Source organism: Ruegeria sp. CE12, from assembly GCF_056537525.1.
Map to the genome: position 1 here is coordinate 45,249 of NZ_JBQFRS010000004.1, position 24,381 is coordinate 69,629.

21 protein-coding genes are annotated in these 24,381 nt (G+C 56.4%); 2 read left to right on the plus strand and 19 right to left on the minus strand.

The annotated features are described in order from the left end of the window. Positions 1–76 precede the first annotated feature (76 nt). The 5 genes from ACR0IO_RS11290 to leuB are packed head-to-tail and all read right to left on the minus strand — an operon-like array spanning position 77 to position 7,199. Positions 77–1,627: a trimethylamine methyltransferase family protein gene (locus tag ACR0IO_RS11290; protein ID WP_480741703.1), complete on the minus strand. Its 1,551-nt coding sequence runs from the start codon at positions 1,625–1,627 to the stop codon at positions 77–79. Next, a complete protein-coding gene (locus ACR0IO_RS11295; protein WP_480741705.1) occupies positions 1,624–2,961 on the minus strand; it encodes an MmgE/PrpD family protein in 1,338 nt (445 codons plus the stop codon). The genes ACR0IO_RS11290 and ACR0IO_RS11295 overlap by 4 nt, the downstream gene beginning before the upstream one ends. A 13-nt stretch (positions 2,962–2,974) precedes the next feature. Next, positions 2,975–4,456, minus strand: coding sequence for an aldehyde dehydrogenase (locus ACR0IO_RS11300; RefSeq protein ID WP_480741707.1), 1,482 nt, complete (start codon positions 4,454–4,456; stop codon positions 2,975–2,977). Beyond that, positions 4,453–6,117, minus strand: coding sequence for a GMC family oxidoreductase (locus tag ACR0IO_RS11305; protein WP_480741709.1), 1,665 nt, complete (start codon positions 6,115–6,117; stop codon positions 4,453–4,455). The genes ACR0IO_RS11300 and ACR0IO_RS11305 overlap by 4 nt, the downstream gene beginning before the upstream one ends. Then, entirely contained in the window at positions 6,114–7,199 is a 1,086-nt protein-coding gene (gene leuB, locus ACR0IO_RS11310) for a 3-isopropylmalate dehydrogenase (RefSeq protein WP_480741710.1), read from the minus strand. Before leuB ends, ACR0IO_RS11305 begins: the two co-directional genes overlap by 4 nt. Positions 7,200–7,298: 99 nt before the next feature. Between leuB and ACR0IO_RS11315 the strand changes: the two genes are divergently transcribed. Then, positions 7,299–8,183 (plus strand): LysR substrate-binding domain-containing protein, encoded by an 885-nt coding sequence (locus tag ACR0IO_RS11315; RefSeq protein ID WP_480741711.1) that lies wholly within the window; start codon positions 7,299–7,301, stop codon positions 8,181–8,183. 109 nt (positions 8,184–8,292) lie between these two features. On the opposite strand, the gene ACR0IO_RS11320 is transcribed toward ACR0IO_RS11315, so the two are convergent. The 13 genes from ACR0IO_RS11320 to ACR0IO_RS11380 form a co-directional block, all read right to left on the minus strand. Beyond that, a complete protein-coding gene (locus ACR0IO_RS11320; RefSeq protein ID WP_480741713.1) occupies positions 8,293–9,069 on the minus strand; it encodes a hypothetical protein in 777 nt (258 codons plus the stop codon). A 121-nt stretch (positions 9,070–9,190) separates the two neighbouring features. Then, positions 9,191–10,084 (minus strand): RDD family protein, encoded by an 894-nt coding sequence (locus tag ACR0IO_RS11325; RefSeq protein WP_480741714.1) that lies wholly within the window; start codon positions 10,082–10,084, stop codon positions 9,191–9,193. Then, entirely contained in the window at positions 10,081–11,076 is a 996-nt protein-coding gene (locus ACR0IO_RS11330; protein WP_480741716.1) for a stage II sporulation protein M, read from the minus strand. The genes ACR0IO_RS11325 and ACR0IO_RS11330 overlap by 4 nt, the downstream gene beginning before the upstream one ends. After that, the gene (locus ACR0IO_RS11335; protein WP_480741718.1) at positions 11,076–12,308 is read right to left on the minus strand and encodes a DUF58 domain-containing protein; all 1,233 of its coding nucleotides are present in this window, start codon (positions 12,306–12,308) and stop codon (positions 11,076–11,078) included. The genes ACR0IO_RS11330 and ACR0IO_RS11335 overlap by 1 nt, the downstream gene beginning before the upstream one ends. A gap of 47 nt (positions 12,309–12,355) precedes the next feature. After that, positions 12,356–13,312 carry an AAA family ATPase gene (locus ACR0IO_RS11340; RefSeq protein WP_155145681.1) on the minus strand — a complete coding sequence of 319 codons (957 nt, stop codon included), beginning with the start codon at positions 13,310–13,312 and terminating at the stop codon, positions 12,356–12,358. After that, positions 13,302–14,615 carry a hypothetical protein gene (locus ACR0IO_RS11345; RefSeq protein ID WP_480741720.1) on the minus strand — a complete coding sequence of 438 codons (1,314 nt, stop codon included), beginning with the start codon at positions 14,613–14,615 and terminating at the stop codon, positions 13,302–13,304. The genes ACR0IO_RS11340 and ACR0IO_RS11345 overlap by 11 nt, the downstream gene beginning before the upstream one ends. Further along, positions 14,612–15,271, minus strand: a complete 660-nt coding sequence (locus tag ACR0IO_RS11350) for a DUF4129 domain-containing protein (RefSeq protein WP_480741722.1) — start codon at positions 15,269–15,271, stop codon at positions 14,612–14,614. The genes ACR0IO_RS11345 and ACR0IO_RS11350 overlap by 4 nt, the downstream gene beginning before the upstream one ends. Positions 15,272–15,410: 139 nt before the next feature. Then, positions 15,411–16,337, minus strand: a complete 927-nt coding sequence (locus ACR0IO_RS11355) for a hypothetical protein (protein WP_480741724.1) — start codon at positions 16,335–16,337, stop codon at positions 15,411–15,413. A 7-nt stretch (positions 16,338–16,344) separates the two neighbouring features. Continuing rightward, positions 16,345–17,658: a TRAP transporter large permease gene (locus tag ACR0IO_RS11360; RefSeq protein WP_170333672.1), complete on the minus strand. Its 1,314-nt coding sequence runs from the start codon at positions 17,656–17,658 to the stop codon at positions 16,345–16,347. A 4-nt stretch (positions 17,659–17,662) separates the two neighbouring features. After that, entirely contained in the window at positions 17,663–18,196 is a 534-nt protein-coding gene (locus ACR0IO_RS11365; protein ID WP_155145671.1) for a TRAP transporter small permease, read from the minus strand. Positions 18,197–18,266: 70 nt separating this feature from the next. Further along, positions 18,267–19,244, minus strand: coding sequence for a TRAP transporter substrate-binding protein (locus tag ACR0IO_RS11370; RefSeq protein ID WP_155145669.1), 978 nt, complete (start codon positions 19,242–19,244; stop codon positions 18,267–18,269). A 50-nt stretch (positions 19,245–19,294) separates the two neighbouring features. Then, a complete protein-coding gene (locus ACR0IO_RS11375; protein WP_480741727.1) occupies positions 19,295–20,545 on the minus strand; it encodes an NAD(P)/FAD-dependent oxidoreductase in 1,251 nt (416 codons plus the stop codon). After that, positions 20,542–21,675 carry an enolase C-terminal domain-like protein gene (locus tag ACR0IO_RS11380; RefSeq protein WP_480741729.1) on the minus strand — a complete coding sequence of 378 codons (1,134 nt, stop codon included), beginning with the start codon at positions 21,673–21,675 and terminating at the stop codon, positions 20,542–20,544. The genes ACR0IO_RS11375 and ACR0IO_RS11380 overlap by 4 nt, the downstream gene beginning before the upstream one ends. A 100-nt stretch (positions 21,676–21,775) precedes the next feature. Here ACR0IO_RS11380 and ACR0IO_RS11385 point away from each other — a divergent pair, with 100 nt between their 5' ends. Further along, a complete protein-coding gene (locus tag ACR0IO_RS11385; protein ID WP_170333678.1) occupies positions 21,776–22,696 on the plus strand; it encodes a LysR family transcriptional regulator in 921 nt (306 codons plus the stop codon). Here the strand turns inward: ACR0IO_RS11385 and ACR0IO_RS11390 are convergent. Continuing rightward, positions 22,657–24,351 carry a thiamine pyrophosphate-binding protein gene (locus tag ACR0IO_RS11390; RefSeq protein ID WP_480741731.1) on the minus strand — a complete coding sequence of 565 codons (1,695 nt, stop codon included), beginning with the start codon at positions 24,349–24,351 and terminating at the stop codon, positions 22,657–22,659. The genes ACR0IO_RS11385 and ACR0IO_RS11390 overlap by 40 nt on opposite strands. Between the last annotated feature and the right edge of the window lie 30 nt (positions 24,352–24,381).

Genomic DNA, 24,381 nt, shown 5'->3' on the forward strand with positions numbered 1-24,381 from the left:
GCAGTACAGGGCAGGGGATAGTTTCCCTGCCCCTTTTTGTGAACAAAGCACTCAGCCGCTTTGCGTTGGTACCCGGTTAAAAGTCAGAATTTCCAGCGAGCTTGCGAATGGGAAAGCGGCTTCGGATCTCCTGATCCAGCTTGTCCGATATGTGAGAGGGCGCAGGCATCGAAAGCAGTTCACGGGTTTTGATGCGGGCCCGCTCAAGAAGATCCTTGTCGGGGGCCGCTGCCCATTCCTGCGGTGTGCGCCGGTCGGCCAGCGCAGGATAAAAGTAGTCACTTTCCATCCTGTTTAGGGTTTGACCATGCCCCAGAAAATGACCCGGCCCACCCACACAAACTTCGCGTATCGCCTCAAGCGACAATGTCTCTTTTGAGACCTCAAACCCACGTGTTGCGCGCATGACTGAACCGATCAGATCATTGTCCAGAACGAAACTTTCGAGTGAGCAACCCAGTAATGAGCCGTACATGCCCGCCGCCTCATAAATCAGATTGGCGCCGGCAAGGGAGGCGAGTAATTCGGTGTACCCTTTCTCAAACCCGGCCTGAAAATCAGGCAACTTGCTGTCCGTCATGCCTGCGCTGACGGCGCAGGGAATGCCATAGAATCGGGCCATCTGCGCACAGGCGGCCATCAGCAGACCCTGTTCGGCGCTGCCCCCGGACATTGCGCCGGTGCGCAGGTCGCTGACAAAAGGCAGGGCTCCGAATGTGGCGGGATGACCTGGGTTCAGCAGGTTGACATAAACGATGCCCGCCAGGACTTCGGCGGTTTGCTGTGCAACGGCTCCGGCCAGTGGGGCAGGACTGGTCGCCCCAGCCTGCCCGGCGGACACCAGTTTGAGAGGGATACCGTGACGGGCGGCACATTCGATGACGCCCAATGCCTCTTCGGCAAAGGTCAGGGGCGGCACGATGAAACAGGTCGATACACAGATTGGCGGTCTTGCCCGCAGGGCTTCTGGCCCACCGGTTATCATCTCAAGGATCTGAACGGCGTCTTCCATCGCTTCGGTCGAGCCGAACGAGGTTCCTGTCGGTTTTGCAGTTCCTTTCAGGCAGGCAAAGGCTGTGTTCAGATCCATTTCGCGTGGATCAGAAAGATCCCGTGCGACAACCGTACGCTGGAACATGTGGATGTTTGGCAGAACATGGGCCAGTCGCGCCATGTCATAGAGGTCCTGCAGCGTGGTATCGCGAATGTCACCGGTCTCGCTGTCGATAATGTGGACAGCCGCCCCTGATGTGCCGAAATGAGTGCGTGCGCCTGAAGGGTCCAGATCGAACTGCGGGCTTTGCCCGAACAGTTTGAAATCTCGACCTGCTCCCTTGAGCGTTTCCCGCACCATGCGTTCGGGAAAAAGCAGGCGTCCATCTCCGGTCAATGAGCCTCCGGCGGCACAGACAGTATCTATACAGGTTCGGGTCGCGCCTTTGACGCCGATCTCTTCAAGGACGCGCATCGCCGTTTCATCGATCATCCTGATTTCGTCGTTTGTCAGGGGGGCGTATTGCCCGCCCTCGATACCAGGCCAGATAGCAGTGCTTGGTCCCGAACCCGCGCCTTCGTTGCGAGCTTCTTTTCGGGCTGCGCGCCCGCCGCTGCGTCTGCGTGCTGTCATTTGGCTATCTCACTGAAAAAATTAGTAACATCAGGCGCGTCCGGCCAGTTCATGAGCTCTGAGAAACCGTCTTTGTCACGACCGGTGATTTGGGCGAACTTGTTGGCGAGTTGTTCGTTCGACATCGGGTTTTGGGGCGCACCAAGTGGATAGGAGCAGCGGGTCTCAAGAACTTCGCCCCCTGAAAGTTCAACCCGCAGACAATCGGGTTGATCCGGGTCGTAGTTCAGTTGGGGATTGAGAGCGGGTTCTGCCGTCACCGTCGTCAGCTGGATCAACCACGCAACTTCAGGGCTTTCCCAAAAACGAGCTTCACTATCGTTCAATGTCAGACCACCCGTCACAAGTGCCTGTCCGACACAGGCAGGCGCCGAAAACAAAGCCTCGCTCCGGGTGGTGGGGTTCTGAAATGGCAGGATTTTAAAGTGAAAGTCGGGCAGGGTCGCGGATATCGCCGTGACCTTTTCCAACCGATCGATGATGTGCGGGCGCAGCTCCAACGCGGCCGTCATCAACCGATGCGTATATCCGCAAGAGGGCCAGGGTTTGAGGATCAGACCATATTGATGCAAGGCCCATGGTTCGCCCAGACAGGCCAAAGCCTTTTCAAACCGCGCTCCACTGAGATCGCCCAGAAGGCCTGCGAAACCGCGAGGATGGTCGAGAACGTGGTGTTGCGCCGTAACACCCTCAGCTGCCATCAAGGCGGCTTCAAGACCGTTTCGTGCTGCCCATCCGGCTTGCAATGGTTTGGCATTCGAGCCGAACTGAAGTGTCAGGCCCGTCGCCTGCGACACAGACAGTGCCAGCGCATGCGACGTCTGTTCGGGTGAAAGTTGCAGCAATCGGGATACGGCGCCGGCCGCGCCAATGGTTCCCAGCGTTGCCGTACTGTGAAACCCACGGGCGTAGTGATCCAGCGACACAGCTTCGCCGAGCCGCATGATGATCTCGGCCCCGATGGCATAAGCGTTGCTCAGTTCTTTGCCGCTGGTTGGGCTGAGATGGGCGGCTGCCAAAAGGGCAGGCAGCAGCACGACAGTCGGGTGCGTATTTCCCGGCTCTTCCCAGTCGTCCAGATCCCAAGCGTGACCTGCAACCGCGTTGGCCAGTGTCGCGTGGGGCGCCGTCAGTTTCTGATCGCTACCGTAGACCGTCGCCGATCCGGTGCCTGTTCGGCTCAAGGCACGAATTGCACGTTGTGTGACTTCGGCATCGGCCCCGGCGAGGATACACCCAAAACAATCAGCGACAGCGGGTGCAATAATCTGCCGCAACTCATCACTCGGGTTTGCGGATGTAGCGAAATTTGCGAGGCGCTTTATTGCAGTCACGGTTGGCCGTCCTTCATTCAAATGGATCGGGTTGATGCGGGTCGGTCGATAGCCAGACAGATTTCGTCTGCATGAAGCAACGCATCCCTTCCCAACCGTTTTCACGGCCATAGCCAGACTGCTTCATGCCGCCGACAGGTGATTGGGTGGCGGCGTTGAAGTAATTGTTGATGTAAACGGTGCCTGCCTCGATGCGGTTCGCAACCCGCATCGCGCGGGCCACATCCCGCGACCAGATACCGGCGGCAAGACCGTAGATGGTATCGTTGGCAATGCGGATTGCGTCTGCCTCATCTGTCCAGGCTTCGGTGCTTACAACGGGGCCAAATACCTCGCTCTGGGCAAGATCGGCGCTGTTCGGGACATCGGCAAAGATGGTCGGGCCGATGTAGTACCCGGCGTCTCGGCAGGCTGAGCGCCCGTCCAGCAGCAGGGTGTGCCCTGCTGCTTCGGCGGCTGCGATCCGGTTCAATACGGCCTCATAATGTGGCCGGTTCGCCATTGGACCGATCTGTGTTGCCGGATCCAGGGGGTCACCGACGCAGGCTCTGCGAACGACTTCGACCAGCCTGTCAGTGAATTCATCGATGACGTCTGCATGAACCAATAGTCGAGAGCCCGAGATGCAGCTTTGACCGCCCGGTGGAAAAATCCCGGCTGCAACTCCGTTGACGGCAAGTTCGATGTCCGCGTCAGGGAAGACGATCTGAGGGGATTTCCCACCAAGTTCCATCACCACGGGCTTGACCTGTTGCGCGGCGGCAACCGCTGCCGCCTTTCCACCTGCCGTGCCGCCCGTAAAGCTGACCATTCGGACATCGGGGTGTTCGATCATCGGAGCTGCCGTCGTTGGCCCATAGCCGGTGACGACGTTCAGGACACCCGGAGGTAGGTCTGCCTCAAGCAGTACATCCATCAGTTCCAGCGTCGAGCAGCTGGAATGTTCAGAAGGTTTCAGAACCACGGTGTTTCCCGCAGCCAGACAGGGCGCAAGTTTCCAGATCAGTGTCCCAAGTGGTGAGTTCCACGGCAACACCTGCGCCACAACGCCGAACGGCTCCCATGTCATGTAATTGTGGATGTTGGGTGCTTCAGCAGGGATGACGCGACCCTCGAACTTGTCACACATACCCGCGTAATAATGCCAGCTGTCCACTTGCCATTGCCCCGGTTTCAGCCCCGGCGTGATCATCGATGGAAGCTTGCCGTTATCCTGTGTCTCGATCGCACCCAGACGGTCAGCGTATTTTGAGATGACATCGCCAATCCGACGCAAAGCCCGCCCACGCTCGGCAGGTTGCATGCGGCCCCATGGTCCGTCGTAAAAGGCGGATTTTGCTGCGGCTACCGCCCGGTTTACATCGGCTTCACGGCAATCGGGTATACGGGCCCAAACCTCTCCGGTCGCGGGGTTTTCGCTGTCGATGTATTCCCCTTCGGCCGGGTCATGCCATTGGTTGTTGGCGAAGTATTGAAAGATACGTTTCTCGGTCATTCGGGTCTCTTTCCGGGGTATTCAGGTGGTAAAGCTGCGCGTCCAAGGATCATGTCAGCAGCCTTTTCAGCCATCATGACAACGGTTGCGTAGAGGTTTCCAGTGATTTGAGTGGGCATCGCAGAGGCGTCGCAAACGCGCAGCCCGTCGACGCCGTGAACACGCAGTTCGTTGTCCAGCACATCTCCCATTCGAGCTGTGCAGCAGGGATGATGCCCTGTATAGGCGCTTTGACGGATCGCTTCGGTGACTTCAGCCTCCGTATGCGCATCTTTCCAAACTCCGATTTCGCCCGTGTGGTATCGGGCAATGTCGTGCTGAGACATCACCTCACGCATGACGGCAACGCCTTTTCTCAGATCATCCAGATCTTTTGTGTGGGCCAGATAACTCGGATCAATCAAGGGATGCGTGCGTGGATCGGAATTGGCCAACCGAACGGTTCCGGTTGATTGAGGCCGTTCAAGATTGATGTCGATCTGAATGCCCGGCCGGGCCATCTTGCGGCCGCGGACTAACAGCTTGCGACCCAGGCGCTGAAGCAGTGGCACATTCTCATCCGCACCGTTTCCCAGATTTTCCTCGACCACCATAGGCGTCATAAACACCTCAAGCTCAGGCAGGGCTGGGTCCTCGAAAGCGTGAAAGAGCACGGTTGAAAAAAATGCGCCACCGCCGGGGCCAGAGCCATTCAGTAGCCACTTGCCCATCAAGATTGCGGCCTTGTCCAGCCGCTGATGTTTTGCGTGGCTCAGATCGATCCGCTCTGATCCGTATTGCATCGAAACATCCGGGTGATCAGCCAGATTGGCACCAACCGAAGGCAAATCCGAGACAACGTCAATTCCGTGATGGCGCAGATGATCTGCTGGTCCGATACCTGAAAGCATCAGCAGCTGCGGCGAACCAAAAGCACCCTGACATACGATGATTTCCTGATCTGCGCGGACGACCTCACCGTCGGTGGTTTCAACCCCGATTGCGCGTTTGCCTTCGATAATGATCCGTCCGATCTGGGTATTTGTACGGACCGTCAGATTTGAGTGTCGGTTCTGCAGGTACGCAATCGCCGAAGATTGTCGGATGCCGTTTGATACGGTGCTGTCGTTTCGCGCGACGCCTGTTCTTTCAGATCCGTTGAAGTCATCAAGCTCTGTGTGTCCTGCTGCCTTGGCGGCTGAGATAAAGGCGCGTTCGACTTCACCGAAGTTACGCGCTGGTTCCGTTTTGAGCGGTCCATTGGTGCCGTGCCATTCATCCTGACGATCGCGTGACCCTTCGGCGCGGCGGAAGTAGGGCAGGACATCCGCATAAGACCACCCCTCCAACCCCAATTGACGCCAGTTGTCATAATCGGCTGCCACGCCACGTATGTAGATCATACCGTTGACGATGGAGGATCCTCCCAATGCCTTGCCACGGGCATAGTAGATGCTGCGCCCATTCAGGCCGGCTTGCGGGACCGAAGTGTAACCCCAATCCAGCCGTGGATTGCCAAATACAAATCCGTTTCCGGCTGGCATCCGGATGAAAAGGTCGCGCCCATGGCCACCAGCCTCGAACAAACAGACCGATACATCCGGGTTTTCTGAGAGCCGGGCCGCCAATACGCATCCCGCCGAGCCGCCACCGGCTATGATATAGTCGTAGGCAGGGTTCATCCGGTGACCTGTGCAAGGATTGCATCGGTCATTTCAGCACCATTTGCCTCACCATCCAGATCCGGCGTTAGGATGCCGTCATAGAGTGTATCTTCGACAGCTTTTTCTAATCGAGATGCGATCTCACGCAGACCGAAGCTGTATTTGAACATCATTCCCACGGACAGAATTGTACCGACCGGATTGGCGATGCCGCGCCCGGCAATGTCCGGGGCCGATCCGGCGGTGCTTTCATACATGCCGAAAACCGGACCGCTGGTGGGATTGGCTGACAATGACGCCGACGGCAGCATTCCCAGCGAACCGGCATAAACGGCCGTCAGATCACTGAGTACATCGCCCATTTGGTTGCAGCACAGAACCACATCAAAATCTCCCGGGCGCTGCATCAGCTGATAAGCGCAATTGTCCGCAAACATGTTCTCAAAAGCCACGTCAGGATAATCCTGCGCGACCTCTGTCACCACTGTGCGCCACAGTTTGTAGCTTTCCATCACATTGGATTTGTCGCAGCTAACCAGCCGTCCACGCCGTTCGCGCGCAAGTTCGAACCCGCCACGCGCGAAACGCGATACTTCATCCTCATCATAGGCAGTCAGGTCATATCCCTGTCGCGCACCATTCCTGATGCGCTGGCCACGTTCGTGCGCAAACATCGCCCCGCCACACATTTCGCGCAGGATCAGAACATCTGCTGTGTCCGCGAGGCCCGATCGAAATGGTGTTTGGCGCATCAAAGGTTTCCAGGCACGCGCCGGCCTCAGGCCAAGGTAGGTCTGCAGATGGTGCCGCAGATACATAAGGCCATCCTGTTTCTCAGCACCGCCCGGGACGCGGATGTTGTCCCATTGAGGGCCGCCAACAGCACCAACCAGAACCGCATCGGATTGACGGGCCTTTTGCAGAACCTCGTCCGAACAGAAAGTGCCCAACGCATCCCAAGAGGCGCCATGCAGCAAATCCTGTTCGATTATGAGCTTGATACCAGTTTGTCGCGCCAGAACCTCTGCCGTGCGCAAGCCATACCCCAAAATCTCTGGGCCAATCCCGTCGCCGCCCAAAGCCAGGATCCGTTTTTCCATAGATCATTCCCTAACCGGTCGCTGAGATAGATTTGCGCGCTTGAAATGAGAGAAAAAGACGGAAATGGTGAATGACAATAGTTCCTGAAAGGAATGAATATGTCGCGCCAATCTCTTCCGCTGCAACAGATTAAAGCGTTCGAAGCAGCAGCGCGCCGTCTCAGCTTTTCCCGGGCGGCCGAGGAGTTGAATGTGCTTCAGCCGGCAATCAGCCGCCATGTCGCGGCATTGGAGGCAGAGCTTGGGGTCAGGCTTTTCTTGCGGACCAAGCCGCGTCTTACTTTGACAGCGGATGGTGTATTGCTGGCGGATGCGGTGTCGCGTGGCTTTGATGCGATCAGAAATGGGATGGATGCCTTACGGGCCAGGCGTGGCGATGAAACCATCGTGGTCAGTGCCAGTATCGGTTTTACCAGCCTGTATCTGCTACCGCGTCTGGCGGAGTTTCAGGCCTTGCATCCGTCTACAAAGATTCAGATCGTGACCCGGGATCAGAACCCTGATTTCAACGCCAAAAAGTGTGATGTGGTCATATTGTTCGGTGAACAGGGTGTTCCGGGCACCAGCAGTCGTCGAATTTTCGCTGAGCGGATGGTTGCAGTCTGCCATCCCGATCTGTTGAACAACGGGCAGAGTTTAACCCATGCTGAGCTGGCGCACCGCAAGCTTTTGCACATGTCCGAACTGGATCATAACGGTGACTGGAAAAGGTTCTTTGAAGGAACAGGGATCGAAATCCCAAAGCCACCTGCCCATGATGCGTACCTCAGCTACATGGTTTACCTGAGGGCCATCCAGAACGGATTGGGCATTGGCATCGGCTGGCGACCCTTACTGGATGAGTATCTAAGCAGCGGCGCACTGGCACTGGCCAGCGCACATGAGTGCAACACCAAGCGGGGTTACTTTTGTTCGATTACGTCCGCAGGGCAATCAAAGCCAGGAACGGGTTTGTTTCTGGATTGGATTGGAGAGGTTAACTGAATGGGTAGTGCGCCAGGCTCAATGCACTAATCGTCTGGCCGTAGAATTAAAAAACCAGCAGCCTTACGAAAGGGCTGCTGGTTTAATTTTTACGCGCCGTGCGTCGTGATTATTTGAACACGTCCACCAGATCGGAAACGCTGACACCTTCTTTGATCTCTTTAAGGCGTGCGAAGATCATCGCTATCGCGATACTCGCCAAACCATAAGAGATGGCGTTGATGATTGTCTCAAGAAGCACTCCAAGCCCAAAGAGAGAGCCACCTGATATAGCTGCCAGGATAAAGGCGGTCACGAAGCCGAACAGGAACAGGCAGAGGAATATCAGGAACAATGCTCCGATAATGGGCCAGCGGTAACCTTTGGTCAGTTCGGCGCTGCGCCCTAGGGCGCTAAATCCCGCGCCTTCGATTACGATGACAGGTACGAGCATCGAGAAAACGGCGTAAAGCCAGATACCGGGTATGATCAACAGCATGAAGCCGATTGCGTACAGGATCGAAGCTACGATCGACAACACAATGATGGCAGGTAGATTTCTGATCGCGGTGGAAAAATAGCGACCAATCTGAGCCGACCGACCAAGTTTGGCGTCATAAGAAAACTGAACCAGAGTTGCCGTAATGATCGACATCATCACCAGGCTGAACAGAAACGCCACACCGAACCTGCCAACGAAACCGGCTGTGTCGAATTCAGCACCCGGCTCAAGGCTTGCGGTGGTGTCCAAGTTCATGGAGTTGGTCAAAATTACATCGAACAACGCCGGAATGAAGCCCAGAAGCGCGACTACGGGGAGCTTGCTGAACAGAATTGAAAAAGAGTCGCCGACAACCGATCCGACACCAAAAGGGGTATGTGCCCCAGAGTTAACTGCATCTGTCATACTGAATACCTCATCAATATCTTAGACTATCTGATTGAGATAAAGCCTCGCAGCGGTACTCATCCGCAAGAAGAAATGCGCAGAGCCCGCTCTCGTCAGTGTAAAATTACAACAGGCTTTATCATGCCTGATCATCCTGCGCGGCATGATATTTGTCAGCGCGTTTGTCGCCAAAGAGCTGCCGTTGCTCAAGATATCCGCGTTGCGCTTTGTAAAAAGCCTCAAGAAAAGCTTGCTGATCCTGTGCCCGGACGGGATCGGCATATTCGATCTTACGCCTGATCTGATCAACGATTGCCGCAAGGGTTTCCTTGTGGCGCTTGTAGGCTGCAGGACCTTTGGGCCTGTCGCTTGCGCGCAGAATTCCTTCGAGTGTTTGCAGCTCGAACGCGCCGTAATGTTCCAGATGATGGGTCAGGAAACGGAATTTCTGCTCGTCTGCCACTGGTTGTCTGATTGCCTTTGACATGTCCTCAAGAAGAACCGGTTTGGGCAGGTGGATTACATATGTTCCAGCAATGATGTCGCCCAGCCGTCTGCGCCGTTTGTTGAACAGCGGAACAGCCAATACGGCCATGATCCATAAAAGTGATATGATCGAGGGCACCATCTGGTTCGCATCCAGTGTCAGCAGAAGGGTGCCCGGCAGAAAAATCTCGGCCTCTTTCATCAGGTTGCGCACGACAAGTGATTGCGTGGTCAGCGCCTGCCCATCCGACGCAACAACCTTGATCTTCATGAGCCGCTTGCCGATGGTCTGGCCATTCCAGATCAGTTCAGACATCGTGTAGTAGGGGATGCGGATAAAAAAGAACAACATCGAGGCGATGGCAATCGCGGTTCCCGGCGTCACGATGTCCAAGGCCAGCGTCAGCAGAAACAGCGCCAAAGCACCGATCCCTGTGATCAGCAGATCGCTTATCTGTGCCGCCGTCCGCACACCGACGCCAGCGATCCTGAAATTCAGCGGAATCCCTTCGGGTGGCAGCAACTGATCCATCGGGCGAATGGTCATGACCGCTCCCTTCCACCCAGTGCAAACCACAGCAACCACAAAGCACCTACGCCCCAGCCGATTGCAATGCGTGTGCTCTGGTCCTGAATAAGCTGACGCCCGAACCCTTCGAGTAACGCAGCAACGACCAGCATCATGGCCGCGATCATGGCCAGTTTGACTGCATCGTGGCCTGCAGCCCGCAATGCAGAAGCGCGGGTCTGATTGCCGGGGAACAGCACAGCCAGCCCAAGCTTCAGGCCACCGGCGCAGGCTATGCAGATCGCCGAAAGTTCGGTCACACCGTGAATGGAGAGCCAGCCAAACAGATCCCAACCAAGGTTTCGGTCGACATGAAGTGCAAAGAAAACACCTAAGATCAGCCCGTTATAGAATGTCAGCAGGATGGATGGTGCGCACAGAAAGGCACCCAAACCAAATACGAATATGGCAATGCGGGTGTTGTGCGAGAAGAGGTAAGTCGCAAATGCGCCAAGCCCCGATCCGTCTTCCTCTCCATAGAGCTGCGCGTGCAGGTAGTCGGTGCTGGCGTCAGGGCTGCGTCCCCCCGCCAGTTCCGAAGGCATGAAGACGTAGAACCATTCGGGATTGTCGAAATAAAAGAAATAGCCAGCCACTGCCCCTGCTGCCATGCAGAGGAACCCAAGCAACAAAACCCGCCACGAGGCACGCATGGCCCTTGGCCCTCCGCTGGTCAGAAATCTGCGGATGATCCCGCCGAGCCGTTGCTGTGGCGCATAAACGCTCAGATATGCCCTGCTTGTCAGTGCCTCGAGATAGTCCAGTAGCCCGCGATCCAGTGAAATCTCCCGCGCGATGGACAGCGATGTGGTTGCCTGACGATAAAGATCGGCCAGATCACGCGCTTCCTGAAAGCTCAGGCGGTGCATGCCCTGATTTTCGGCTTTGTCGACCAACGCCGACAGCTTTATCCAGTCGGCTTCGCGTTCCTGCCGGAAACGGGCAGAGCGGATCAGGTCACTGTCTGACATCAGATCATCTCCCGCGCTTTGATTTCCAGATAGGTCGAAATCAGCCGCGCTGAAACATTACCCGGCTCTGTGTCGATGATGGTAACCCCTAGCTGATGCAGACGCTCGAGCACTACGCGTCGTTCATGCAGCAACTGTCCGGTGGACACGGTTTCGGCAACACCGTTCATGTCTGAGGGAGTGCTTTTTACCTGAGCTTCCAAGATCGGGTCGCGCAGCGCAACGAACACGATCAGATGCCGCTTTGCCAGAACACCAACATTTTCGACCATCAACTCGGCCGAGGTAGTATCGACAAAATCGGAAAACACGATGATCAGGCTGCGTTTTGGTGTACGCCTGTTCAGCTCGGTCATGGCCAGCGTATGGTTTGTTTCGCGGCTTTCATAGCTTAGCTCTGCGGTGCGGGTGCGCAGTCGAGTGAAGGCTGCGCGCCCGGGCTCTGGTGGCAAAAACAGCCGCGGTTCTGCGTCATAGGCGTATAACCCAACCAGATCGCCGCCGATTGCTGCGGCCCATGCCGTCGCCAAAGCTGCGGTGATCGCATGGTCAATCTTTGGCAGCCCGGCGATCTCTTCGCGCATCTGATATCCATTATCGAGCGCGATGATCACATGATGATTGCGTTCTGCGCGAACCTCTTTCGCAACCAGCGAACGATGGCGCGCTGACCGTTTCCAGTCGATTGAACTGGCATCCATTCCCGGTGCAAAATCCCTTAATTGATGGAACTCTGTCCCTTCACCAATGGCGCGGTTTTCCTTGACTCCAAACAGCCGGGATTGAACGGTCGTGGATATTTCACCTGACTGGACGCGGCGGATATTGGGTACGACTGCGACCTCAAGCCCGAAACCGATCTTGGGCACAAATTCGAACAGTGTCAGGCGCGAGGACCAGAACAGCCACACGTTTGGAAAAACCCATGTGCCACGCCGCACGGCCTCGCCTTTGATTGTGGCCTTGCCGATCCCGAGATCAAATTCAGACGGACCCTTCAGGCCTTCGGGCCAATCAAGATGCCCGCGCAGGCCCGCCGTGGAAGGTGAAACCTCCAGCGCTATGCCGAAAGGTTCGCCAACAAAGACCTCCCCCACCGGTTCCACTGAGATTGATCGGCGGCGGGGCCAGGACAACAGCAAATCCACCGCAGCGATCACACCCAGAAAAATCCAGGGCATGACGGCCACGTTTCGGGTTGCGTCACCCAGCACGATCGCTGCAAGTGACAAGCAAAGGGCCACACAGGCCGCAACCAGCAATTTTTGCGATGGTCGGATCAGCGGGGGGCCTCGATCTGGTTGAGGATGTTCTCAAGAACCTGCCGGGCGCTGCGCCCTTCGATTTCAGCAGAGGGGCTGAGAACGATCCTGTGTTGCAAAGCGTAAATAATCAGATTTTTGACGTCATCCGGAATGGCGAAGTCGCGCCCGTTCAGAGCGGCAGTCGCACGGGCGGCCCCGGCGATAGCATCTGCAGCCCGGGTCGATGCACCAAAGGCGATGTCCGAACTCTCTCGCGTCGCGCGCACTAACCTTAAGATATAGGCCAGAATATCGTCATCCAGAACGATGCCATCGATCAGGCTGCGCGCAGCGGCGGTAGTTTCGCCGTCCAGTAGCGGTGCAACCGCCTGTGTTGCTGTCAGGAAATCCAGAGGTTCAGCAGCGTGCTGGCGCAGAATGGCAAGTTCGACATCTTCAGGCGGGAAAGTCAGGTTTATCTTGAACAGAAAGCGGTCAAGCTGTGCCTCGGGTAGTGGATAGGTTCCCTGCTGTTCAATCGGGTTCTGTGTGGCGACCACCATGAATTCCGATCCCAGGTCGTGGTCAGTACCGTCTATGGTCACCATCCGCTCGTTCATGGCTTGCAACAGCGCTGCTTGTGTCTTTGGGGGCGCACGGTTGATCTCGTCCGCCAGAAGGATCTGACTGAAGACGGGCCCTTTGGTCAGAACGAATTCGCTGGTTTGAAAATTGTAGATCGAAGTTCCCAGAACATCGCCCGGCATCAGGTCAGGCGTAAACTGAATACGTCCGAACGCGAGGTTGAGGGCACCTGCAAAGCTGCGCGCCAGCAGGGTTTTGGCTGTTCCCGGCGGCCCTTCCAACAGCACATGGCCGCGTGAAAACAGGGCAGTCAGCAGCAGGTCGATGGCCTCTTCCTGTCCCTGAACGACTTTGCCGATCTCCGTGCGAAGAGCCTCGGCATGGGCAAACAATTCATCAAGCGTCATCGGCAAATCGCTCCAGTATCGATTCAAATTTGTCTATATAAGTGATGGCGTCGCTGGCATTCAGATGCGCAGGTAATCCCCGGATTGTTCCCAGCAGGCCAGCCAGTTCAGCGGCCAGCGCAGGCTGGCGCGCCTGCATGTATCGCAAGTAGGCGGCTTCGACGCCGCCATTGACCACATGCCCCGGCCCAAATACCTCGGCCGCTTGTGCATGTATGCGAGTATCGACGAAATCTGACAGCAATGCGCCGTCCTGCCCGGTCAGCCGCATCAGTCGCGCCCGTGCCCGGTTGGCTGCACGCTTCCCAGTGCCAAGCGATGGACCCTGATTGATAACCGGCCCGTTGCGAATGCCGCCGCGCCAGATGGCAAGCGCCAGAAGCAATGCTGCACCGATCCACAAAATCCGGAACGGATACTCGAACAAACGCGCCAGATCCTCCCAGGTTCTTTCCCTTTGGACGATCTGCTCCGGCTCGGTCAGCCAGTTTCTGTCGCTGTAATCGATGACAATCCGGTTTTCCCCTGCGATTTGCGGCAGCAGTTGCGCGGCGATCAAAGCGTTGTCGCCGAGGCGCAAGCCGTGATTGTTGAGTACATCCGGATCGGACAGAACATAGACCTGATCCCGGTCTCTGTCGCCGGGTAATGGGCAAAGGCCAAGTAGTATCGCGCCCGGTCTGCCGATAACTGGCTCGCATCCGATCCCTTCGAATGCCTGTCCTGCGTAAACTCGGGCGGCCAGCACTTCCCTATCCCCGTCATAATCGAAGTCCGAGAAAGGGGTGCGCATGTAGAACACCTGACCCACATCCGGGCCGACGATCTGATGCAGAACCGTTTGAACATCACCGCGTGGCGCCAGCAGGAAAGGATGACCATACCCTGTAAGCCGCATGCCGCTGCGCCACTTGGGCAGAATGATCAGGCTTTGAACGGAACCGGCTTTCTCCTGAATGATATCGATCTGCTGATCAAATTCGTCCGTCTGCAGCAGCAATTCTTCTTTGGTTCGAGCAGCCTTTCGATCTGTATCGGGATGCGTGTCGAATATCGGCTGGACCAACAAACCGATGGTGCTGCGATCCAATGGCCAGCCACCGGTGAAACTTTGGGTCGGTTGAGACTCGCTGCTCAGCCAGATTTTTAGCCCGTCAAAACCGTTGGTGGATTCGCGCAGTACATATTGGCGTTGTGCGGCGAGATACAGGAAAACACCCAGAGACAGCAGAACCACCAGAGCGATTATGATCCAATCCAGCCTGATCTGAGGTGGGGGGTTGGTCTGGCTGATGTCTGTCATGCGCGTGTCTCCCGCAATATCGGTCGAACCCGCGCGACATGTGCTGCAAAATCGCTTTCGCTGATCGAGCGGCCGCCGAAATGAACACGTTCACTGTCCAGAACCAGCGCGCGCAGGTCTTGTATGTAAGACAGGGTTTGCGGCAGTTTTCGAAGGGCTTCGCGATGTGTCCAGCTGCGTTTGAACAGCACGCCGTTTGCATTGAGGCATCGCGTCAGGGCAAGCTGCGCCAATCCAATGAGTGCAAGCTGGCGGTCGGGAATATTTAGGATTGTATCCAGATCAGATTGGTCCGCTGGGTCAGGCCCATCACTGTTGGAATTCTGCCTCGATTTGCGTCGGGTGTTCTCTACGCCTTTGCTGAATGAAACAGATGTTCCTCCTGCCGTGAAGTAGACGAATGCCACCAAGATCCCCAAAATCAACAGCATGATGATGACGGTTGTCGTTTGAGACCCTCCTGAAAAGGTCCAGGAACGGTTTTCCTCTGAATGCTCTGGCTTTGGCTTGGCATCTGTTTCCAGCGGTGGGGCTGGTCGTGTCGGATCAAAATACACGACATCGCTGTCAATGCCGTGATATCGGATCGCATCCAAATAGGCCCTGCCGGACTCACTGAGTTCAGGAGGATCAATGACCGCTTCCTGCGCGTTCACATAGGAAGCCGCGCACGCGAAAAAAGAGAAAATCAACGCAAAAACACAACGCATTAGCGTATCGATAGATCACCGATGTTTTGCATGCAATACGACAAATATCCGGTATCTAAATGAGAGCAAAAGGTGTTGCAGTTCGTCAGGTCTGACCTCTGCGATAGAGCGGTCGCATGATCAGCGGCGTCAGATACATCGGAATTTGATAGGCTCCAATAAAGACCATGATCGGGGCGGTAACCTCGGGTGGAAGTGATACAAAAAATAGTGCAATGTTCCGGTTCCCCGCGATCAACGAAAGGGCAGTCGCCTTTGGCATCGACAACCTGTTGTGGGTCAACTGAAACGTGATGAACTGCGCCCCCAGATTGGCAGCGCAGGCAAATGCGATCCAGAAGGCAGCGCGCATCGGATCGGCCAACGCGACTGCGCTGACGGATGGCATGAGACCTATCACAAAAACCGCAAGCGTGATCGAGGCGGCGCCTTCGAGACTCAGAAGCGTGTTTTCGGATGGATTGAGCAAAACGGTCCGCCGCACCGCCACAGCAGCAATAGTTGCCAGTGCAATCGTCAGGAATAGCCGAAGCGCTGCCCATAGTACGGCGCTGACCCCGCCCAGTTCGGGCAACAGCCAGAAAATGGGCACTACCGTCAGAGGCAGCAGGGCGGTACCCACAACCATCAACCTCATGGCGTGTTCCGGCGGATGCCCCATCATCATGCACATGTTGGGACTGCCAGAAATCGATGGCGCTGCGGCCATGATGATCATCGACAAAAACAGTGGAGTGCCGATCCAGCCACCCGCAATCCCCACTGTTACGATAACCAACGGCAGAAGCAGCTGAATGCTTAAAACCGTCAACATCACTTTCGGCAATTCTGTCAGTGAGCCCAGAATGGCTGCAGGCTCCATTCGCAGCACGGTGACGAACAACAGCAGCACGACTAGCGGCGGCAAAAAATCCCGCATCGGTTCGGCAAGTGCTGGCAATGCAAGGCCCGCCAACAGACCTGCGACCAATACGTAAGGTCCGTGGCGGGCCGCATGATGGAGCGGGTTCAAGGCCGGGTTATCCTCCCGGCCTCTGACGCAGATTCTCTGGCAGCCAAGTGGCCAGTTCTGGGAACCAGATCAGGACAAACACCATCAGAACCATGATCAGGAACATCGGGATGGCGGCCCGCGCGATATAGCTCATTTCGTGGTTGGTCATGCCCTGCATCACGAACAGGTTGAACCCGATTGGCGGTGTGATCTGCGCCATCTCGACGACGACAACGATGAAGATGCCGAACCAGATCAGGTCGATGCCTGCGTCCCGGATCATCGGTTCGACCACAGCCATCGTCAGCACCACCGAGGAGATGCCATCAAGAAAACAGCCCAGAATGATGTAGAAGACCAGCAGGACCATCAGCAGTTCGAACCGCGTCAGCTCCCACCCGGCAATCAGATCGGCCAGTCCGCGCGGCAGTCCGGTGAAGCCCATGGATAGTGACAAGAACGCAGCGCCCGCAAGGATCAGTGCAATCATCGCGCTGGTTCTGGTGGCACCCATCAGGCTTTCAGTGAATGTCTTCCATGTCAGTGACCCTTGACCTGCGGCCAGCAGCAACCCTCCGATCACACCAAAGGCCGCCGCCTCGGTCGCTGTGGCATATCCCAGATACATCGATCCGATTACCACCATGATCAGCAGGATCACCGGCAGCAGGAAGCGTGAGTTCTTGATTTTCTCCGAAAAACTCAACTTGCCTTCGTTGTTGGGATTCCAGTCTTTGCCGAATTTCGAATAGATCGCCACGTAGCCCATGAACATCGCGGCCAGCACCAGCCCGGGCAGGATGCCGGCAAAGAACAGCTTGGTGATTGATTCATTGATGGTGACGCCGTAAACAATCAGCGTAAGTGACGGAGGGATCATGAGGCCCAGCGTTGCAGCACCTGTCAGAGTGCCGATGATCATGCGTTCGGGGTAGTTTCGCTTTCTCAGTTCCGGGATCGACATCTTGCCGACCGTGGTCAGCGTTGCGGCCGAGGAACCGGATACGGCGGCGAAGACCGTACAGCCAACGATATTGGTGTGCACCAGACCACCGGGCAGGGGGGCCATCCACGGAGAAAGACCTTTGAACATGTCCTCAGATAATCGGGTTCGATACAGGATTTCACCCATCCAGATGAACATGGGCAGAGCCGTCAGGGTCCACGAGGATGAGGCCGACCAGATCGTCGTGATCATGACATCGCCGACAGGCCGGGTCGTGAACAGTTCCATCCCGACCCATGCGACGCCCATCAGGGCAAGGCCGACCCAGACACCGGTGCCAAGCAAGGTAAACAGTACAAAGAGAAAGAGGATGATGATTGATACGTTTTCCATGTCCTCACTCTCCGTGGCTTTGGTCGGCAAGGTCGCGGGTGATGCGGTGATCACCCCGGAACAGCACGTGGATCAGATGATCGGTCAGCGCGATGGCAAGAATGACAGCGCCGAACAGCATCGCTGATTGCGGTATCCAGAGGGCGGTTTTGTCCTGCCCCTGGCTGATGTCGTTGAACTTCCAGCTCCAGTAGACAAAGCGATAGGCGTACCAGCAGAAATACCACATCACAGCAGCGCCAACGGCAAAGCACCAGATCTCGAGAATGCGTCGAACCCCGTCCGGCACTGAATTCAACAGGATCGAGACGCGGATGTGACTGCCCCGGTTCAGCGCATTGGCAAAGGCAAGGAACGAAGCAGCTGCCATCGCATAGCCGGCATAATCCGGCGCACCCGGAAACACCTCTCCCGTCCATCGGGCCAGCATCTGAACGACGATCAGCACAAGAATGGCGATCAGGCTAAGCGCGGCCAGAACACCCGCCGCCAGATAAATGAAATCCAGTACGGACCGAAGCCCTCTCAATACCGCCATGCTGTCCCCGTTTGGTTGTGATTGAATGGACAACGGACGGCAGGATCAGCTGCCGCCCGGGTCAGGTTGTTTACTGAGACGAATTAAACGCGTCGACGATGGCTTTGCCCTCGTCGCCAGCGGCCTCAAGCCATTCATTGGTCATGGTGACGCCGATCTCTTTCAGTTCGTTCGTCATCTGCTCGGAGGCTGGGCCAACAGTCATGCCGCCGTCACGCAAACCTTGCAGGGTAAAGCCTGTGTATTCCTTGGCGCGCCAGTTGCCGGCGTATTCCGCCAGTTCGGCACAGGCTTTGATGACGTTCTTGTTGGCGTCCGATACACCAGACCAGACATCGGAATTGACCATCACGTAGTTGCGCGGCAACCAGGCGTCTACTTCGTAGAAGTAGTTCAGGCTTTCCCAGACCTTGCGGTCATAGCCGGTTGAACCGGACGATACCATCGAGTCCGCGACGCCGGTGGCAAAGGCCTGGCTGATTTCAGCTGCTTCGATGGTCACTGGCAGCATTCCGGTGAGCTCTGCCAGTCGTGATGTGGCGTTGTTGTACGAGCGGAACTTGATGCCTTTCATATCGGCGACTGAGTTCACTTCGTTCTTGAAGTACAGCCCCTGCGGCGGCCACGGAACGGCATAAAGCAGGGTCAGGTTCTGTTCAGCCAGCAGATTTTCGATCGAGGGTCTTGCGGCGTCCCAAAGCTTGGCGCTGTCATCGAAAGAGGTCGCAAGAAACGGGATGGAGTCAAAACCGAACAGCGCATTTTCGTTCTGGTGACCGGACAACAGGCGTTCACCAATCGGAGCCTGGCCAGTCTGAATGGCGCGTTTGATATCCGCGCCTTTGAACAGCGAGCCGGAAGGATGTGTAACGATCTCAATCTCGCCACCGGTGCCTGTGGTGACGCATTTGGCAAACTCCGCGCCCGTGGCCGAGTGGAAATTGGATGCCGAATACGCCATCGGCATATCCCATTTTTCGGCAATTGCCGGCATGGCGGTCGCAGCTGTCAATGCAGTTGCAGTTAGAAGACCAGCTAGTTTTTTCATCTTTTTCTCCCAGTTGAAATTAGGTGCGCCAGTGTTTTTCACCGGCATCGTTATGTCTTGAACCGCGCCGGAGCATAAACGCTCAGATCCGCGTTCGGGGTTCTGCCCGCAATCATTTGCGCCAACAGGCGCCCTGTCTTTGGTCCGCCTGTCAGACCGATGTGATGGTGCCCAAAACCCATGTATGCGCCTTCGATCCCGGGTACGTCACCGATGATCGGGATCGAATCCGCTGGTGCAGGCCTATGCCCCATCCATTCAACTTCATCCTTCCACGTCACGCCCGGAAATGCAGCGCGGGCATTCTTTCGCATCAATTCAAACGGCGCACGCGAAGGCGCCGCATCAAGGCCGCCAAACTCTACAATCCCGGCCAGTCTAATCCGGCCTTCCATCGGAGTGACGACAAATTTACCGGATGCCACCATGACCGGGCTGCGCGGCATCGCCGAAGGTTCTATCAGTTCAAGATGATAGCCGCGTTCGCTTTCCAGAGGAACAGATATACCCAAACGTTTGGCAAGAGGCCCTGACCAAACCCCTGCAGTTACAATTGCGGTGTCGCAGGCGATGGTCTCACCCTCGGTACGTACGCCTGTCACTTTGCCGTTGTTGCGGACGATATCATCGACAGCGGCGCGTACGATGCGTCCACCATTTGCTTCCACATGCGCCGCGAGATCCTTGACATATTGACCGGGGTCTTTGATGTGACCGTGATCCCCTAGCTTTGCGGCAAAGCCAATATCCTGGCTGAAAATCGGATCGTAGTTGTGAAAGTCCTGACCTTCCAGTTCTTCCCAATGAAACCCGTGCTTGCGACGGATGCTCCAGCCAAACGCATCTCCGTCAAAATGTTCTCTGTTTTCATAGAGAAACAGATAGTCGGACGGTTCGAGCCATCTTTCAGCACCTGTCCCCTCAGCAAGCGCTTTGTGGTCGTTCAGGCTGTCGCCAACGATGGGGGTCAGGGCAGCAGCGATCCGCTCGACGTCGTCTGCATTGGCATGGCTCAGGTATCGCATCAGCCACGGCAGAAGCTTGGGAAAATACCCCCACTTCATGAATAAAGGCTGCGATGGGCTGAACAGCATCTTAGGGGCTTTTTGCAGCAGCCCCGGCACCGTCACAGGTACGATCGAACAGGAGGCCAGAACACCGCCGTTGCCATGGGATGTGCCTTCTCCCGGGCCTGCCTTGTCGATCAGGATCACGTCATGGCCATCGCGCTGCAGCCAAACAGCGGCTGATACGCCGACAATCCCTGCACCGATAATGGCTATGGTCTTTTTGTCAGTCATGCTGCAACAGCTCTGGTAACGGCATAATGGTTGAGCTTATTCAGGTCAGGTCGTCCTCCAAGTCCCGGAGTGTCTGGCACAACAACCTTGCCGTTTTCCACGAGGAAGGGCTCCTCCAATATGTCCTCACCCAGAAAGTAAGAGGCCTGATAAAACTCGCAGCCAAGGGTGATTTCCGGAGTGGCTGCAATCATATGTGTGCCAGCCAGATGGGCCAGCCCGGCTTCGAACATGTCGCCGCCATAGGCGCTCAGCCCGTGTGCCGCCGCGATGCGAGCGACTGTTTGCCCACGGGTCAGACCACCTGATTTCATGATTTTCACCGAAACGCCGTCACAGATGCCATCGCGGGCGGCGCGTTCCATGTCTTCGGGTCCGAACACACTCTCATCAGCCAGCAAGGGAATGTCGATCATATCCCTCAGCTTTGACATCATGCCGTAGTGATGTGCCCTGACCGGTTGTTCGATGAAATCCGGGTTGAATTGGGCGACGTCCCGCACCTGTGCTGGGGCATCGTCAATTGACAGCCCCTGATTGTAGTCCACACGGACCGAAAACTCCGGATAGTTTTGTGCCAGATATTCGAGGCGCATGATGTCAAAGGCATGATCCTTGAACCCGGTCTTCAGCTTGACGATCCGGACACCGTCATCACGAAGTCGTGCCAGCAAGTCGATATCCTGCGAGAACTCCGGGTTTGCGATTGAGCAGCTGAGTGGGATCGTATCGCGACATTTGCCCCCCAACAGTGACCAGACTGGTAAGCCGGTTATACGGCCTGACAGGTCGAGCAGGGCACTTTCCAGCGCGGCCTTCGCTTCGGTGCAATGCGCGACCGCATATGCGGCCCGAGCCATGATTGCCGCCCGGTCACCGACTTTCTCGCCAATCACGAGTGGTCGGATATACCGGTTCAACGCTGCATATGTGGCTTCGGGCGTTCCGGTAAAGACCGACCACGGAGAGGCCTCACCAAATCCTTGATTGCCGTCTTCGGAAGTTAGCCGCAGAATGACGACTTCGCACGTTCCCTCGACTGAGCCGATCCCGTGATCGCGTCTGGATGTGACCGGCAACGCAAGATGCCACACGTCAAACCCTGTGATTTTTTGATTCAGTTTGCTCATTCTTCCTCCGGCAGTCGGGAAGAACCGTGCATTGCCTAGTATATCATTTCAAATACTATGTTATAGCAAGAGTATCAGAAAAAATGATGAGGTGGACAAAGTGTCTCTTCGCTTCCGGCAATTGCAGGCCTTTCACGCTATCATGGAGACTGGCACTGTAACCGGAGCGGCTTCGGTTCTTGGCATTTCTCAGCCGGGTATCAGCAACTTGCTTGCGCAGCTTGAGCGTGAAGCCCGCCTTCCATTGTTTGAGCGTAACAAGGGACGTTTGCTGCCGACGCCTGAGGCTGAACTGCTGTTCCGTGAGGTCGATACCGTGGTTCGTGGGTTGGACCACGTGGCGCAGGCCGTGACTGATTTGCAAAACAAGCATCCGGGGCAGTTACAGGTGGCTGCGCCGCATCTGTTGTCATTCGGGTTCATGCCGCGTGAGATCGCGCGCTTTGCTGAATCGCGGCCAAACCTGTCGGTCAGTTTTCAGTCTCAGTATTCGTCGAAGATTCAGGAGTGGGTTATCTCAGGCCTGTTCGAGATCGGGATAGTCGAAATGCCGATCCTGCATGACACTTTGAACTACCAAGAGTTCCATTTCGAAACGCTGGCCACCTTTCCCGAAGGCAGTCATCTAGCCCAATACGATGTGTTGACGCCGGAACTGCTGGAGAATGAGTCCTTCATTGTTATGGGGCCTGAGCATCAGACCCATCGCCGGACACGCGATATCTTTCAGGCAGCTGGACGTACCTGGCGCACTAAGATCCACACGCACCTGTCCGAGAACCTGTTGAGCTTTGTAAAGCAGGGTATGGGGGTGGCAGTCATCGACCCGTTCACGGTCATGTTTGATGAAGAGGGCGGGTATCAGACCCGCCCGTTCAGACCCACTGTGATGTTGGATCTTGCGATCATCACCGCAAAGGGGCGTCCGCTGTCAGCCATCGCGCAGGAGTTCCTGGCACAGCTCACGCCCGCAATTGCTTCTTATGCGACCCACTCGGATACCGGGGCGGCGGCTTCGTGAAGCTGCTGGGAATGAATGTCGACAAGGGTCGGTCCGTCGTGTTCGATTGCTTCTTTCAGAACCCGACGCAGATCGGCGGGATCCTTTACAGTCCACGATTTGACGCCAAAGGCCGAGGCGACCGCCGCATGATCCGTCCGATTGAAATCGACATTGTAATAACGCTGTCCAAATCCCGCATTCTGGCCTGCCTTGATCCAGCCGAATACCGAGTTTGAAAAGACGATCGAAGTAATCGGCATTTTGTGACGTACCATGGTTTCGAATTCACCGCAGGTGAATCCAAATGATCCGTCGCCCATCACGGCCAAAGTCTTTACTGACGGTCGACCGACATGCGCACCCATCGCGGCACCCAGCGAATACCCCAGCGCACCATGTGCCCGATTGGTGATAAAGTGTCGGCCCGGTTTGGCCCAGCGATAATGGGCGCTGAAGTAAGGGCAAGGCGTGCCGGGATCCGCAACGACAATTGCGTCATCATCCAGTATATCCATCATCGCCGCCATTACGGCTTCGGGTCGGATGGGTGTTTCCGTACTGTTTGCCAGAGCTGCATATGCGGCCAGTTTGGCCTCCCAGGCTGCTTTGGCTTTAGCGGTCCCGCCTTGGCTTGTAAGATCGCGCCGATCTTTCAGGGATCGTGCCAAGGCTTCGAGTGCCAGCCGTGCATCGGCGCAAATGGCCACTTCTGTCTGATAGTTGGCACCAATCACCATGGGATCACTGTCGATGTGGATAATCGTGGTGTCGCGGCTCGGGCTGCGCCAGCGTTCGGTTGTCACCGACCCGGCGCGACAGCCTATGAATACCACCACATCAGCCTGATCCACCACGGCGCGGGTCGCGGGTATGCCCCCGTTTGAACCAACCACTCCTAGCGCCAGAGGATCGGTTTCGGCGATTGAGCCCTGACCGGATACTGTTGTTGCCACTGGCATATCCAGCAATGAGGCGACTTCGTGCAGTGCATCGCTGGCGCCAGACAGAACAGGTCCGCCTCCGCAAATTGCGACAGCTGATTTCGCGTTTGCGAGAATTTCGGTCGCCGCCTCGATTGCAGCCATATCCGGGCCAGCACGTTCAGCCGGATAGCTGCGGTGGCGCGCGTCCGCCCAGATTTCCGCTTCGTCGACCTGATCTTTCTGCGTATCGAACGGCAAGGCCAGATGGGTCGCACCGGGTGTCCCGGTTGTCATGGCGCGGAATGCCGCGCGAACCATTGCTGGCAGTCGGGTGGCGTCATCAAGTGAAGCGTTCCACTTGGCCAGTGGTTTGAAAAGTGCGGGCTGATCCAGTTCGGTCAAAGGGTACTTGCCGCGGCTGGTAGTGGCCACGTCTGACGTAATGGCAAGGATCGGGACCGAGCTTTCATTGGCCTCGATCACGCCGGGCAGAATGTAAGTTGCGCCACCGCCTGATGGCCCTTCGCATACGCCGGGCTTTCCGGTCACACGGGCATAGCCGTCAGCCATATATGCTGCATGCCGTTCATCGCGGATAAGGATGTGCTGAATGCCGTGATCCATGCGTGACAGCGCATCATAGAAGGGCAAGGTCGTATCTCCGCACAAGCCGAACATATGTTTGACGCCGTGGGCCTCGAGCATTCGCACCATTGCCTCGGCGCCGGTCAGGTAATTGGTTCCGGTCATAGCTTGCGTTTCCTTCCTCGCAGAGTCTGC